This window comes from Ottowia thiooxydans, from assembly GCF_040548795.1.
Taxonomy (GTDB): domain Bacteria; phylum Pseudomonadota; class Gammaproteobacteria; order Burkholderiales; family Burkholderiaceae_C; genus Ottowia; species Ottowia thiooxydans_A.
Genome location: NZ_JBEPSH010000002.1, coordinates 379706 through 393404, shown reverse-complemented (window position 1 = coordinate 393404; position 13699 = coordinate 379706). Strand labels below are relative to the sequence as shown.

Sequence of the window (13699 nt, the reverse complement as noted above, 5' to 3'; positions counted from 1 at the left end):
ATGCTGGCTGACTGCCGCATGCGCTTGCAGGCCATGCCATGCAGCTTGCCCGCGAGCTTGAAATAACCTTTGCGAAGCGCCATTTTTTAAAGAACACGACCGCTTGAATACGGCTTCGGCCTGACAATCGGAACTTCGACTTTTTCACCCTAGGAGCAGCACCCATCATGTGCGGCATCGTCGGCGTTGTCAGCAACGCACCAGTCAATCAGCTTATTTACGACGCCTTGTTGCTGTTGCAGCATCGCGGACAAGATGCCGCAGGCATCGTCACACAGCATGAGCGCAAGTTCTTCATGCACAAGGCCAAAGGCATGGTGCGTGACGTATTTCGTACCCGCAACATGCGAGCGCTTCCTGGCAACTCGGGGTTGGGGCAGGTGCGCTACCCCACCGCGGGCAATGCCGCGAGCGAGGAAGAGGCGCAGCCGTTCTACGTGAATGCGCCCTTCGGCATCGTGATGGTGCATAACGGCAATTTGACCAATGCCCATGCGCAGAAAGCCGAGCTTTTCAATACGGACCACAGGCACACCAACACCGACAGCGATTCTGAGGTGCTATTGAATGTGCTGGCCCACGAACTTGAAAAAGCTACACGCGGCACCCGCTTGAGCGCAGCTGAGGTCTTCACAGCCGTGGCCGGAGTCCACCGCAGGGTTCGCGGATCCTACGCAGTGATTGCGCATATCGCGGGTCATGGCCTGCTCGCGTTCCGTGACCCCTATGGCATTCGCCCCTTGTGCATTGGACGCAGCAGCGACGGAAGCTTCATGGTGGCCAGCGAATCGGTTGCCCTTGAAGGAACTGGCTATGTCTTCGAGCGCGACGTCGCTCCTGGTGAAGCTGTGTTTGTCACGCTCGATGGCTCGCTGCATTCACAAAAGTCGGCTGGTCACACGCAGTTGTCGCCCTGCATCTTCGAATTCGTCTACCTGGCTCGCCCGGACTCCGTACTCGACGGTATCTCTGTCTACCAGGCCCGTCTGAACCTGGGTCAGACTCTGGCCAAGCGCGTCATATCCATGGTGCCGCCCAACGAGATCGATGTAGTGATTCCCATCCCGGAGTCCAGCCGCCCCAGCGCCACCGAACTGGCACATCTTCTGGGCAAGCCCTACCGTGAAGGATTCGTGAAGAATCGCTATGTGGGTCGCACGTTCATCATGCCCGGACAGTCGGTTCGTGCGCGCTCCGTGCGCCAGAAGCTCAACGCCATTTCCAGCGAATTTGAAGGCCGCAACGTTCTCCTGGTAGACGATTCCATCGTCCGAGGCACCACCTCCAGAGAGATTGTGCAAATGGCACGCGAGGCTGGCGCACTCAAGGTTTACCTGGCCAGTGCAGCGCCACCGGTTCGCTTTCCCAACGTTTACGGCATCGATATGCCTACCAAGGAAGAGTTGGTGGCCCATGGGCGTACACAGGAAGAAGTGCGGCAACTCATCGGTGCGGACGCCTTGATCTATCAGGACGTCGAGGCCATGAAGTCGGCTGTGGGTTCGCTCAACTCGAATATCGCCGGCTTCGACTCCTCATGCTTTGACGGCATCTATGTGACCGGCGACATCACAGATGGCGACATCGCCCGTTTGAACGAAAAACGAGTGACTCCGCAGCAAGAGGGCGAGGAGGACACGTCCCGCCTTTCCCTGCCCAATGCCACCTCGGCCTGAAAAAAGCCTCTGGAAGTCCCATTCGATGAACTCCGTTCCCAAACCCTCTCCTGATCTACCCGAGGGCCTGCACCCGGATACTCTGGCGGTGCGTGTGACCGTGCCTCGAAGCCAATATGGCGAGCACTCAGAGGCCATGTACGTCACCAGCTGTTTTGTGCAGCCTGATTCCGAAACCTCGGCGCGCCGGTTTGCCAGCCAGGAAGAGGGCTACACCTACACGCGTACGGGCAACCCTTCGGTCACCGCTTTCGAGCGCCGATTGGCCGCACTTGAAGGCGCTGAGAGCGCCGTTGCCACTGCCAGCGGCATGTCAGCCATCCTCCTGATGGGTATGGGCTTGCTCAAGGCCGGCGACCACGTGGTTTGTTCGCAATCGATGTTTGGTTCAACCATCAAGATGTTTGGCACCGATTTCGCCAAGTTCGGTGTGGAAACCTCGTTTGTTTCGCAAACTGATGCAGCCGCCTGGCAGGCAGCCGTCAAGCCCAACACCCGTCTTCTCTTTGCAGAAACGCCGACCAACCCCTTGACGGAAGTGTGTGACATCGCCGCCTTGGCGGCCATCGCTCATGAGGCGGGTGCAGTGCTGGCCGTGGACAACTGTTTTGCCACCCCGGTGCTACAGCGCCCGATTTCCCTGGGCGCTGATCTGGTGATCCATTCCGGCACCAAATTCCTGGATGGTCAAGGCCGCGTGATGGCCGGCGCGATCTGTGGGGCGAGCAAATATGTCGATCAAATATTTGCGCCCTTGATCAGGTCCGCAGGCATGGTGCTTTCACCGTTCAACGCCTGGGTGGTCACCAAGGGGCTTGAAACCTTATCGCTTCGCGTCAAGGCGCAAAGCGCTAATGCCCTGCAGATCGCTCGATGGCTGGAGACCCATCCCGCCATCGAGCGCGTCTTCTACCCTGGCCTGCCTTCGCACCCTCAGCATGCGCTGGCGATGGCGCAACAGTCCGGAACCGGCGGGGCCGTCATTGCGTTCAGTGTGCGCGGCGATTCGCCAGAGCAAACGCGCGCGCGCGCATTTCACGTCATTGACAGCGCGCGTGTCTGCAGCATCGCCACCAACCTGGGCGACGTCAAAACCCTGATCAGCCATCCCGCAAGTACATCGCATGGTCGCCTGACGGAAGAGCAGCGTCAGGCTGCAGGCGTCGTGCAGGGTCTGATCCGGCTTGCTGTGGGCCTGGAACACGTCCCCGACATTCAGACCGATCTCCTGCGCGGACTCGATAGCTGCACCTCCATCGTCTGAGAAACCCTACCGTGATCGCCAGTTGCTCAGGCGACCCAAATAATTGAACATGTCAGATAACCAGTCTTCCACCGCCCAACGCGTTCGTACTCGTTTCGCCCCATCGCCAACGGGTTTCATTCATTTGGGCAATATTCGCTCGGCCTTGTATCCGTGGGCATTTGCGCGTTCGCAGGGTGGTGATTTCATTCTTCGCATTGAAGATACGGATCTGGAACGTTCGACTCAGGCGGCGGTTGATGTCATCGTCGAGGGCATGGCCTGGCTCGGGCTGGACCATGACGAAGGCCCGTTCTACCAGATGCAGCGCATTGATCGCTACAAGGAAGTGTTGGCCCAATTACAGGCCGCCGGCCATGTCTACCCGTGCTATACGAGCGTGGCGGAGCTGGATGCCCTGCGCGAGCGCCAGATGGCTGCCAAGCAAAAGCCCCGATATGACGGCACTTGGCGCCCTGAACCTGGCAAGACCTTGCCGCCGGTGCCGGAAGGCGTCAAGCCGGTGCTGCGCTTTCGCAACCCGCTGGATGGCGTGGTGGCCTGGGAAGACAAGGTCAAAGGCCGCATCGAGATCGCCAATGCTGAATTGGACGACCTGGTCATTGCGCGCCCTGACGGAACGCCCACCTACAATTTTTGCGTCGTGGTGGACGACATCGACATGCGTATCACCCATGTGATTCGCGGCGACGACCACGTCAATAACACCCCAAGACAGATCAATATCTTCCAGGCACTAGGCCATGAAGTTCCGATCTATGCGCATTTGCCCACCGTGCTGAATGAGCAGGGCGAAAAAATGAGCAAGCGCAATGGCGCCAAGCCTGTGACTCAATACCGTGATGAAGGCTTCCTGGCAGATGCCATGGTGAACTACCTGGCGCGCCTGGGGTGGAGCCACGGCGACGACGAAATCTTCAGCCGTCAGCAGTTTCTGGATTGGTTCAACCTCGACCATCTGGGCAGGAGCGCTGCGCAATTTGACGAAGCCAAGCTTCGCTGGGTCAATGCCCAACACCTGAAAGCCATGGACGATGCCGCTCTGGCGGGCTTGGTTGCTGCACATCTGCAGCAGCAAGGTATTACTGCGGACGAACGCTTGCCTGCTATCTGCGGCCTGTTCAAAGACCGCTGCGAAACCACCGTCGCTCTGGCCAACTGGGCCAAGGCCTTTTACACAGAAGTGCAGCCCAGTCAGGAAGATCTGGCCACACATGTCACCGAGGCTATCAAGCCTGCACTGTCCACGCTGGCCGATCTTCTGGAAAAAGCCCCCACCTGGGACAAAGCTTCCATAGCCGCTGCCATCAAGCAGACGCTGACCACGCACAGCATGAAAATGCCGCAGTTGGCTATGCCAGTGCGTGTCCTCACCATGGGCACGCCGCAGACGCCGTCAGTCGATGCTGTGCTGGCACTGCAAGATTCCAAAAAAGTTTTAGGCAATTTGCGTAAGGGCTAATTTTCGTCGTATACTTCGAGGCTCGACACCGGACGGGGGTATAGCTCAGCTGGGAGAGCGCTTGCATGGCATGCAAGAGGTCAGCGGTTCGATCCCGCTTACCTCCACCATAAGTGTCGATTGGTTAGTTCCAAGGTTTTGACCCTATCGTCTAGAGGCCTAGGACATCACCCTTTCACGGTGAGTACCGGGGTTCGAATCCCCGTAGGGTCGCCAAGTTTGGCAGCAATTTAACTCGCAAGAGTTGTATGGCAGCTAACAGCGCGGAGCGGTAGTTCAGTTGGTTAGAATACCGGCCTGTCACGCCGGGGGTCGCGGGTTCGAGTCCCGTCCGCTCCGCCAACTTACATGCCCTGTTGCTTAAAATAGCAGCAGGGCATTTCTTATCCCAAGAAATTGGGCTAAGAGTGTTTTTTTGATTGATGACCCTATCGTCTAGAGGCCTAGGACATCACCCTTTCACGGTGAGTACCGGGGTTCGAATCCCCGTAGGGTCGCCAAGTTTGGCTGCACTTGGACTCGAAAGAGTCACAAAGCGGCTACCAACGCGGAGTGGTAGTTCAGTTGGTTAGAATACCGGCCTGTCACGCCGGGGGTCGCGGGTTCGAGCCCCGTCCGCTCCGCCAATAAAATTAACGGGTTGCAGCAGAAATGCCGCAACCCGTTTTTCTTTGGCTGCGGCGTTAGAACACTTGGACGACGACTTTTGTTGATGCGCAGGAGCCAACTCGAGCCGTCATCCCATGGGCACGCATTTACCTTTGGTTGACTTGGCGGTTCGCCATATTCACAAGTTGCACCAGCGCTGGCCCGATGGTCTTCAAGACATCCGTCTTATTCGCTCGGTATCCCGGCACGGCGCAGTTGAACAGCAAGTTCCTCGGGCCATAATGAATTTTTGACGCAACGCCCGCCGCCAGTATCCCCATGCCTGCATCTCCAAGGTTGATCGCAAAACCTCGCTTGGCATATTGAGAGACACTGTCCTTGAGACCTTCGGAGGAACGATTGAATTCATCTGGTCGCGCCTGCTTCGCGCGCGCGAGAAACTCGGTACGTTGCGTTGCCGTGTGCTGCGACAACCAACTGCGTCCCATCGCCGTCTCCACGATTCCCCGCATGGCGCCGACGGCGGGGCGCATCAGAGTTCCACGCGCATACGCGCAGGACTCTACGTAGACGACGTCGAGGTCCATCGCCACGCCGACGGATACCGCGCCCTCGAAGCGGTCTGCCATGGACTGCATGGCGGGCCTCAGTTGCGTGATGAAAGGCATGTTGACGACATAGGGGTAACCCAATGTCAAGGCGGCGGGACCGATGAAGTAGCGGTCCAGGCGGTCGTCATGGTCCAGAAAGCCCAGCGTTTGCAGACTCCGGCAGAGGCGACTGACCGTGGGCCGCGGCAGACCCAGGCGTTCCGACAGCTCGCTGTTGGCGTGTGCGCGTGGATCTTGCACAAAGCACTGCAAGATCATGAGCCCCTTCGCCAGCGTGCCCGAAAAGTAGGGGTCGTCGTCGCGCACCTTTTGCAGGTCCGCCTGGGATTTGATCTGGTGCAGGGCTCGGTGTTTTGGCATGCGCCATTCTGAACCCAGTGCAGTGGTACGGGCAAAACGTCGTTCCAATAGTTGAAACTTTGTTCGAGTAATTTAAGAGGTGCCGAATAGAGTGCGCACATGATTCGAAACCCCGCACGCTTGGAAAACCTGATTGACGAGATACGCCTCTTTGTGCGCGAGTGCTGGCATCCGCTGGAAGACGAAGTTGATCGCACTTCCTCCATTCCCAACGAGGTCGTTGAACGGCTTCGTCGGGAGGGCTACTTTGGCTGGAGCATTCCGGAGGCCTATGGTGGCCTCGGTCTGACTGCAGAAGAACTCGTGCTGTGTGCGATGGAGTTGTCGCAAGCTTCGGTGGCGTTGCGCGCCCGCGTAGGAACCAACACAGGCATAGGGTCAGAGGCGCTCGTGGCTGACGGTACGGAGGCTCAAAAGGCTCGTTGGCTTCCTCGAATGGCAACAGGGGAACTCACGGCGTGCCTGGCTCTCACCGAGCCCGATGCGGGCTCCGACGCCACCAACATCCAGACCACGGCCCGCCGAGATGGCGATGACTATGTGCTCAACGGCATCAAGCGCTTCATTACCAATGCGCCGCTAGCAGATGTCTTTACTGTGATCGCGCGCACCGAAGAGGGCTCGCGCGGCAGTACCGGCCTCACCGCCTTTGTGGTGGAGCGCGGCACTGCCGGCCTCCGTACCGGGGAGCCTTACCGCAAGATGGGCCAGGCGGGCTCTCCGGTGTCTGATGTGATCATGGAGAATTGCCGCGTACCCGCGGCCCACATCATTGGCGAGCGCGAGGGCGTTGGCTTCCAAACGGTCATGAAGGTGTTGAACAAGCAACGTCTGCACCTGGCCGCCCTGTGCACCGGCCCGGCCATCCGCATGCTGGATCTCGCCTTGAGCCATACGCGTGCTCGCAGCCAATTCGGACAACCCGTGGCGAATTTTCAGCTGGTGCAGGCCATGATCGCGGACTGCCGAACAGAAATCTTCGCAGCGCGATCCATGATCCTGGAAGCGGCCCGCAGCCGGGACCGAGGCGAGGACGTGGCGCTCACTGCGTCCATGTGCAAGTACTTTGCCTCCGAGATGTGCGGCCGCGTGGCCGACCGCTGCGTGCAGATGTTTGGTGGCTCGGGCTATATCGCCGATTTCAGTTCCATCGAGCGCTACTACCGCGACGTTCGGCTGTTCCGGTTGTACGAAGGCACCAGCCAGGTCCACCAGCTCAACATCGCGAAGCTCACGCTGCGCGAGCTCCCACAGGTGCGCCCATGAACGCTGCGGGCTACCCGTTGAAGGGCGTTCGAATCCTGGACATGGCAACAGTCATTGCCGCGCCGTTCGCTGCCACGCTGTGCGGGGACATGGGCGCCGAAGTCGTGAAGCTTGAGCTTCCGATGGGCAATGACCCCCTTCGAAGCCTGGCGCCTGTGCATGAAGGACACGCCCTTTTCTGGAAAACCACCAACCGGGGAAAGAAAGGCATCTCACTGGACGTTCGAAAACCTGAAGGGCGCGAGCTGTTTCTGAAGTTGATCGGTGGCTTTGACGTGCTGGTGGAGAATTTTCGCACCGGCACGATGGACCAATGGGGCCTCGGTATTGAAACCTTGCATGCCCACAATCCGGGGCTCATCGTGTTGCGGCTCACGGGTTTCGGACAGACCGGCCCCTACGCTCGCCGACCAGGGTTTGCACGAATCTTCGAGGCCATGAGCGGCTTCACTCATTTGACCGGCGAGCCTGGTGGCCCACCGCAGCACATGAACTACCCCTTGGGAGATGTCACCGCGGGGCTGTTCGGCGCTTTCTCCATCTGCGCCGCATTGGCGGAGTGCAACGCCCAAATTCCTGCTAAGCGCGTGGGTGTCGAGATAGACCTGTCCGCCACCGAGGCCATGATGCGCCTGCTCGATCCGCTCGCTGCCGAGTACCGGATCGGTGGCGTCGTCCGGGAGCGAGCAGGGTCGCGCGCAACCTACACATCGCCGTCGAACGTGTACCAAACGGCGGATGGCATCTGGTGCACGCTCGTCGGTACCGGTGATTTGATGTTCGCCCGCATTTGTCGCGCCATGGGCTGTGCCGAGCTGGCCGCGGATCCGCGCTTCGCCACCAACGAACAACGCATGCAGCACCTGGAGGATCTGGATGCACTCATCGCAGCCTGGTGCAAAGGTTTGCCGTTTGCGGAACTTGAGGTTCTGCTCGACCGCAACGATGTACCGCACAGCAAGGTGTATTCGATCGAGGACAGTCTCCGCGACCCGCAAATGCTGTCGCGCGGCGCGTTCATAGACCTGGTTGACCCGCACTTGGGCGCCATACCTGCGCCGGCACCCGTTCCGCGGTTCGTGGGACGCGAGTTGGGGCGCCTTTCCGTCGGGCCTGACACTGGTCAACACAACGTAGAGGTGTATGGCGAGCTTGGACTGGCTGAGCAGGACCTGCAGGGATTACGCGAAGCGGGTGTGATCTAGGAAAAGAATCTCGCAATCTCTATTACTCACCCAAGGAACACCATGACTATCGCCAAAGCCCTCTGTGTCGCCGCCGCTGCGGTACTCTCTACCACTTGCCTGCAAGCTCAAGAAACCTTTCCCAAGCGCACGGTGACCTTCGTGGTTCCTTTCGCGGCCAGCGGGGCCACCGACCACCTGGCAAGGGTGTTGGGTCTCAAGTTGTCCAAAATTTGGGGACAGGCTGTCGTGATAGAGAACCGCGCCGGCGGTGGAACCATCATTGGCACGCAAGTAGTTAGCAAGGCCCCAGCCGATGGCTACACCTTGTTATTCACCTCCTATGGATTCACGGCCAATTCGGTGCTGCGCAAGAACCTGCCATATGCCAGCGACGCATTTCGCCCTGTGGCACGAGTGGCTACCGGATACAACGTCCTGATGGTGACCAACCGCTTGAAGAAAAAGTCGCTGAAAGAGCTGATCGCGGATTCCAAGACGCAGTCTGGTGGGCTCTCGATCAGTTCATCCGGTTTGGGCTCCAGCCCGCACATCGCGGCCGAGTTCTTCTCCAAGCTGACCGGCGCTAACTACACGCACGTCCCCTACAAAGGCCAAGGCCCGGCCATGGTCGATCTGACCGCGGGTGTAGTGGATGCCATGTTCGATGGCATGTCGTCGTATTCGCACGTTAAGAGGGGCTATGTAGGCGCCGTGGCCATTGCGGCACCGCAGCGGCATCCCGACGCGCCGGAGATCCCGACATTCAAGGAACTGGGTGTCGATTTTGTCGCGGGCTCTTGGTTCGGCATGCTAGCGCCCGCAGGAACGCCAGACGCCGTTGTCGCCAAGATCAATGCCGACATGCAACTCGCCTTGCAAGACGAAGAGGTAAAGGCGCAGATGGTGAAAACCGGAGCGAGTATTGGAATCACCTCGTCAGAGGCCTTTGGGCAATTCCTGAGCCAAGAAGCGACCCGGTTGCAAAACCTTGTCAACCAGGGCGCCAAAATTGAGCTGAACTAAGCAGCGCAGTGTTCATTGCGAGCCCCGCATCTCCCCGCGGCCTTTGAATCTCCACCATGACCGGTTCGCTGGCACTGCAGGACTTCGTTCTCATTTATACCGCTGCGGACAGGCAAAAAATAAGAGCCCCATCAAGGCCCTTTTACGGTAGTCGCTGGCGCGCTCAGTCCGCCTTCAGCTTGACCGCTTGAAACACTCGCTGAAGCCGCTGCGCTTCTGCGTTGTAGAAGGTCTGCGCCTGCTTCAATGGCATGGCTCGCGTGAGGGCCGTGCCGCCCGCTTCGCGCGTGTAGGCGCCGAACTCAGGCCCTTGCAGAGCGGTGTCGATGGCTTTGTGCACGGCCGTCACCACCTCGGCGGGCGTCTGGCGAGGCAGGAACACGCCAGTCCACACGGTGTAGACGAAATCCTTGAGACCGCTGAATTCGTTCAGGCGCGGCAGGCCGGCTACGGGCGTGTCGGCGGTGTGAGCCAGGGCGCGCAGCGTGCCGGCTTCGATCTGCTTTGCGGTGCTGCCGGCCATGGGCAGGAAAGCTATATCGACCTGACCACCGATCAGGTCGTTGACGGCCGGTGCCAGGCCTTTATAGGGCACATGGATCAGTTGTGCACCTGTCAGCGACTTGAAGTGCTCACCCATGAGGTGGTAGAGCGTGCCGCTGCCTGGCGTGGCGTAGGTCAGGGGCTTGCTGGCCGGGTTCTTCAGGTAGTCCAGCAGCGCTTGCGCCGTACGGATCTGCAAGTTGGGACGCACGACGAGCGCGATGTGGGTGTACGAGAGCTGGGAGACGAGCAGAAGGTCGTCGGGTTTGTAGCGCACGCTGGGCATGGTCAGCGGCGGCAGGATGGGCTCGGCCACCGTGGTCAGCAGTATGGTGTGGCCGTCGGCCGGCGCGGCCAGCACCTTGCTCACGCCAATGGCTCCGCCGACGCCCGCGAAGTTTTCGACGATCATGGTTTCGCCCAGGGCCTTCTGCATCAGCGGCTGCATGACGCGCGCCACCATGTCAGCCGGGCCGCCGGCCGGGAAGGGCACAACGACGGAGATGCGGCGCGAGGGGAACGTACCTTGGGCGTTGGTCAGCGGGGCGAGGGTGCTCAGGGCCGGCGTCAGGGCGGCAGCCAGCAGGGAACGGCGGGCGATTTTCATGGTGTTTTGTCTCCGGACTTTGTGGGTGCGTCGGGATGCTCAGGCGGCGGACTTGGCGAGCTTCGCGGGGCGATGCTGCTTGCTCTGGTCAATACGGTAGAGGCGCGTGGCGTTGCCGCCGAGAATGAGTTCCAGTGCGTGGTCGGGAATCTCGGGCATGTCCAGCGCGCGAGCATGTTCGTTGATGTTCTGCACGGTCTTGTGGAAAGTCCACATGAATGGATTTTCCGAGCCGTAGAGCAGGCGCTCCCAGGGGTTGACGCACCCAAAGTCGTGGATCAGCTGGTAGACGGTGCGCGGATGGTAAAAACCCAGTGCACTGAGGTCGGCGTGGAAGTTGGGGTTGCGCGCCACGACGCCCATGGCCTCAGCCGCGTAAGGGTAGCCCAGGTGACAGATGACGACCTTCATCTTGGGAAAGCGCTGGCCCACTTCGTCGAGCAGCCAAGGTTGCTGCAGTTTCATGTCGGCGCCGCAGACGGGGGTGAACCCCATGTGGAAGTGCACCGGCACGCCTAGCGCGGTGGCTGCTTCGTACAGCGGTTCGCAGGTCTTATCGCGTGGGTCGAAGTGTGCGTAGGTGGGATAGAGCTTGATGCCCCGGAAGTCGTGGTCACGCACGCAGCGCTCCAGTTCGTCGGCCGCGCCCCATGGGTCGATGATGGGGTCGGCGCTGCAGATGCCGATGAGGCGGCCATTGGAGGCCTTGACCTGTTGGGCCACGAACTCGTTGGGTACGTTATAGGGGCGTTGTTCGGGCGGGAGCACGCGGTTCCAGTTGCCGGCCAGCACGCAGCACACGTCGATGCCGACATCGTCCATGACTTGGACAAGCATTTCGCCGTCACGACGTTCGGACTTCACCTCGCTGCTGTGGTAGCGAAAGCCGCGATCGCTCCAGTTCTTGCGCAGCTCGTTGTAGATGTGCTGCGAGACGTGAACACCGGGCTGGCCCAGGTGAATGTGGTTGTCGACGACGAACATGTGGTCTCCCGAATGATGTTGCGCCGAAGTGTAGTTATCAAATAGTTTGATGTCAAACTAATTGATGGGAAATCATTTGGGTAGTGGCGTGATATCCTGGCGGCTACCCATGGCAGATTGCACCCCTCCTTCCTCTCCCGCCCTCGACTCCTACGTTGGGTACCACCTCCGAAAAGCCCACAATCAAGCCCTGCGCCGGCTGGATCTTGCGCTGGGCAAGCTGCAGCTGACGACGGCCATGTATGGCGTGCTCGAGTTGTTGAGTTGCAACGAGGAGTTGGCGCAGGGTCAGTTGGCGCGCGGCGTAGGGCTGACCAATCCATCCATGGTGCCGCTGGCGGACAAGCTTGCCGAGCGCGGCCTGATCGACCGCACCCGCCAGGAGCACGACCGCCGCATGGTGTGTCTAAAATTAACGCCAGAAGGGCGCAAGTGCTGGAGCCGCGCCTCGCGCATCGTGCGAGAACACGAAGCGGCGCTGCGTGGCGCGCTCTCCGATGCCGAGACTGCTGAACTGATCCGGTTGCTGGGCAAGATCACCGGGGAGTGAACGCAAACACCCTCACCCCAGGCGCCGCTTCGCCGCTTCCCTCTCTCTGATGCCTTCGGCTGAGAGGATGCGACACCTCGCCAGGGAGAGGCGGATCCATGCCCCTGGTTCAGCCTGCGCAGACGTGGTGCGGTTGCGCAACAGCCCCTACGCATCCATTTCCGGCAATCTTTGTCGATGTAGTCGTCCTGGGTCTGTTCAGCTTGCGCCGCTGTGGCAGCCGCCAGCATCAGCGACACGAATTTCAATACAGCAAATTTCACGCTGTTGGTTGGTTCGTTTACCACTGAATTCTTGGAGGGCCTCAATGCTGCATGGCAGCGGTCAAGTATTACTCATCTCTATATTTGAAAGCCAATATTTCATTATTCAAGAGTAGAAGTGCTGCATAGACTTGTGCGCATGTCCTGCTGGAGACTTTCGTGAATGCGTCCGTTGCACTGCCGCTTCAAGCGACCAAATCCGGGACTAAAGCATCATGAATCTCAGTTGTTCAGCTACACCAAGTCGTCTAAATCAAGGGAAGTCTATGCGTCATGAAAAAACGTCGAACTCGAGAGCACTTTCACGCCGTCGTCTCGTGCTGTGGAGTTTGACCGCCAGCTTGGCAGCAGGCTTGGGCATGTCGACACAGGCGGCTTCGTGGCCGGGTAATAAGCCCATTCGCATCGTCGTGCCCTATGCAGTAGGCGGCTCAGGGGACGTGGCCATCCGCTCGATCCAGAAGCATCTGGAGAAGACTCTAGGCGGATCGATCTACATCGACAACAAGAGCGGTGCCTCAGGCAACATTGGCGCTACGGACGTCGCGCGCTCGGCTCCCGACGGGTACACATTCCTGCTTGGGGCGACGAACAACTATGTCATGAACCAGTTCCTGTTCAAGATGACGTTCGATCCCCTCAAGGATCTGGTGCCCGTGTCGTTGATTGTGAATTCGCCGCTGGTGGTAATGGTCAATCCTGGCTTGCCTGCCAAGACGCTCGGTGAGTTATCGGCCTACGCCAAACGGAACCCGGGCAAGGCTAACTTCGGCTCGCCCGGCCCTGGCACAGCACCCCACCTGGGTGGGCTGCGCTACAACGAATTGAGCGGTGCGCCGCTTACCCATGTGGCCTACCGAGGCGCCGCGCCAGCCGTACAGGCCCTGTTGGGGGGTGAAATCCAGGCCATGTTCGTTACCACTGACTCCACCTCGGGCCATGTGCTGTCCGGGCGTCTGCGCGCCCTGGCCGTGGCTGGTACCGCACGTTTAGCGGCGCTGCCTGACGTGCCCACAACAGCTGAGGCCGGACTGCCCGGCCTGGTGGCCGGTAACTGGTGGGGCTTGTCGGCACCGGCCGGCACAGACCCAGCGATCATCAACAAGATGGTCGCTGCAATCAAAGAAGTCATGGCGCGACCGGAGGTCATAGAACAGTTCGCCAAGCTGGGGACGACTGCCGTGGCGAGCTCGCCGAAGGAGTTCAGCTCCCTCATGGCCAAGGAGGCCACGGAGTGGAAGGCGCTCATTCAGAAGTCCAATGTCACCCTCGAGTGAGCCCCGGAGGATCCGCG

At 59.8% G+C, this 13699-nt stretch carries 11 protein-coding genes and 5 tRNA genes; 13 read left to right on the top strand and 3 right to left on the bottom strand.

Annotated elements, in window-relative coordinates:
- Positions 1 to 167: 167 nt before the first annotated feature.
- The 8 genes from purF to ABIE13_RS05405 all read left to right on the top strand — a co-directional run bounded on the left by purF (position 168) and on the right by ABIE13_RS05405 (position 5028).
- Positions 168 to 1676, top strand: coding sequence for an amidophosphoribosyltransferase (purF, locus tag ABIE13_RS05440; protein WP_354441839.1), 1509 nt, complete (start codon positions 168 to 170; stop codon positions 1674 to 1676).
- Between the two features lie 25 nt (positions 1677 to 1701).
- Positions 1702 to 2940, top strand: a complete 1239-nt coding sequence (locus tag ABIE13_RS05435; RefSeq protein ID WP_354441837.1) for an O-succinylhomoserine sulfhydrylase — start codon at positions 1702 to 1704, stop codon at positions 2938 to 2940.
- A gap of 49 nt (positions 2941 to 2989) precedes the next feature.
- On the top strand, positions 2990 to 4402 hold the full coding sequence (gltX, locus tag ABIE13_RS05430) for a glutamate--tRNA ligase (protein WP_354441835.1): 1413 nt from the start codon (positions 2990 to 2992) through the stop codon (positions 4400 to 4402).
- A gap of 34 nt (positions 4403 to 4436) precedes the next feature.
- Positions 4437 to 4512: transfer RNA gene (locus tag ABIE13_RS05425), tRNA-Ala, on the top strand.
- A gap of 30 nt (positions 4513 to 4542) precedes the next feature.
- A tRNA-Glu gene (locus ABIE13_RS05420) sits at positions 4543 to 4618 on the top strand.
- Between the two features lie 49 nt (positions 4619 to 4667).
- A tRNA-Asp gene (locus ABIE13_RS05415) sits at positions 4668 to 4744 on the top strand.
- A gap of 82 nt (positions 4745 to 4826) precedes the next feature.
- Positions 4827 to 4902, top strand: a tRNA-Glu gene (locus tag ABIE13_RS05410).
- Positions 4903 to 4951: 49 nt separating this feature from the next.
- Positions 4952 to 5028: transfer RNA gene (locus ABIE13_RS05405), tRNA-Asp, on the top strand.
- 129 nt (positions 5029 to 5157) lie between these two features.
- On the opposite strand, the gene ABIE13_RS05400 is transcribed toward ABIE13_RS05405, so the two are convergent.
- On the bottom strand, positions 5158 to 5982 hold the full coding sequence (locus tag ABIE13_RS05400) for an IclR family transcriptional regulator (protein ID WP_354441834.1): 825 nt from the start codon (positions 5980 to 5982) through the stop codon (positions 5158 to 5160).
- Positions 5983 to 6081: 99 nt separating this feature from the next.
- Here ABIE13_RS05400 and ABIE13_RS05395 point away from each other — a divergent pair, with 99 nt between their 5' ends.
- The 3 genes from ABIE13_RS05395 to ABIE13_RS05385 are packed head-to-tail and all read left to right on the top strand — an operon-like array spanning position 6082 to position 9458.
- Positions 6082 to 7248, top strand: a complete 1167-nt coding sequence (locus tag ABIE13_RS05395; protein WP_354441833.1) for an acyl-CoA dehydrogenase family protein — start codon at positions 6082 to 6084, stop codon at positions 7246 to 7248.
- On the top strand, positions 7245 to 8453 hold the full coding sequence (locus tag ABIE13_RS05390; protein WP_354441831.1) for a CaiB/BaiF CoA transferase family protein: 1209 nt from the start codon (positions 7245 to 7247) through the stop codon (positions 8451 to 8453). The genes ABIE13_RS05395 and ABIE13_RS05390 overlap by 4 nt, the downstream gene beginning before the upstream one ends.
- 42 nt (positions 8454 to 8495) lie before the next feature.
- Positions 8496 to 9458 carry a tripartite tricarboxylate transporter substrate binding protein gene (locus tag ABIE13_RS05385; RefSeq protein ID WP_354441830.1) on the top strand — a complete coding sequence of 321 codons (963 nt, stop codon included), beginning with the start codon at positions 8496 to 8498 and terminating at the stop codon, positions 9456 to 9458.
- 163 nt (positions 9459 to 9621) lie between these two features.
- Here the strand turns inward: ABIE13_RS05385 and ABIE13_RS05380 are convergent, their stop codons facing one another.
- Positions 9622 to 10608 (bottom strand): Bug family tripartite tricarboxylate transporter substrate binding protein, encoded by a 987-nt coding sequence (locus ABIE13_RS05380; protein WP_354441828.1) that lies wholly within the window; start codon positions 10606 to 10608, stop codon positions 9622 to 9624.
- Positions 10609 to 10647: 39 nt separating this feature from the next.
- Positions 10648 to 11592 (bottom strand): amidohydrolase family protein, encoded by a 945-nt coding sequence (locus ABIE13_RS05375; protein ID WP_354441827.1) that lies wholly within the window; start codon positions 11590 to 11592, stop codon positions 10648 to 10650.
- A 109-nt stretch (positions 11593 to 11701) separates the two neighbouring features.
- Here ABIE13_RS05375 and ABIE13_RS05370 point away from each other — a divergent pair, with 109 nt between their 5' ends.
- Entirely contained in the window at positions 11702 to 12142 is a 441-nt protein-coding gene (locus ABIE13_RS05370; protein ID WP_354441825.1) for a MarR family winged helix-turn-helix transcriptional regulator, read from the top strand.
- 529 nt (positions 12143 to 12671) lie between these two features.
- Positions 12672 to 13682, top strand: coding sequence for a Bug family tripartite tricarboxylate transporter substrate binding protein (locus ABIE13_RS05365; protein WP_354441824.1), 1011 nt, complete (start codon positions 12672 to 12674; stop codon positions 13680 to 13682).
- The last annotated feature ends 17 nt before the right edge of the window (positions 13683 to 13699 follow it).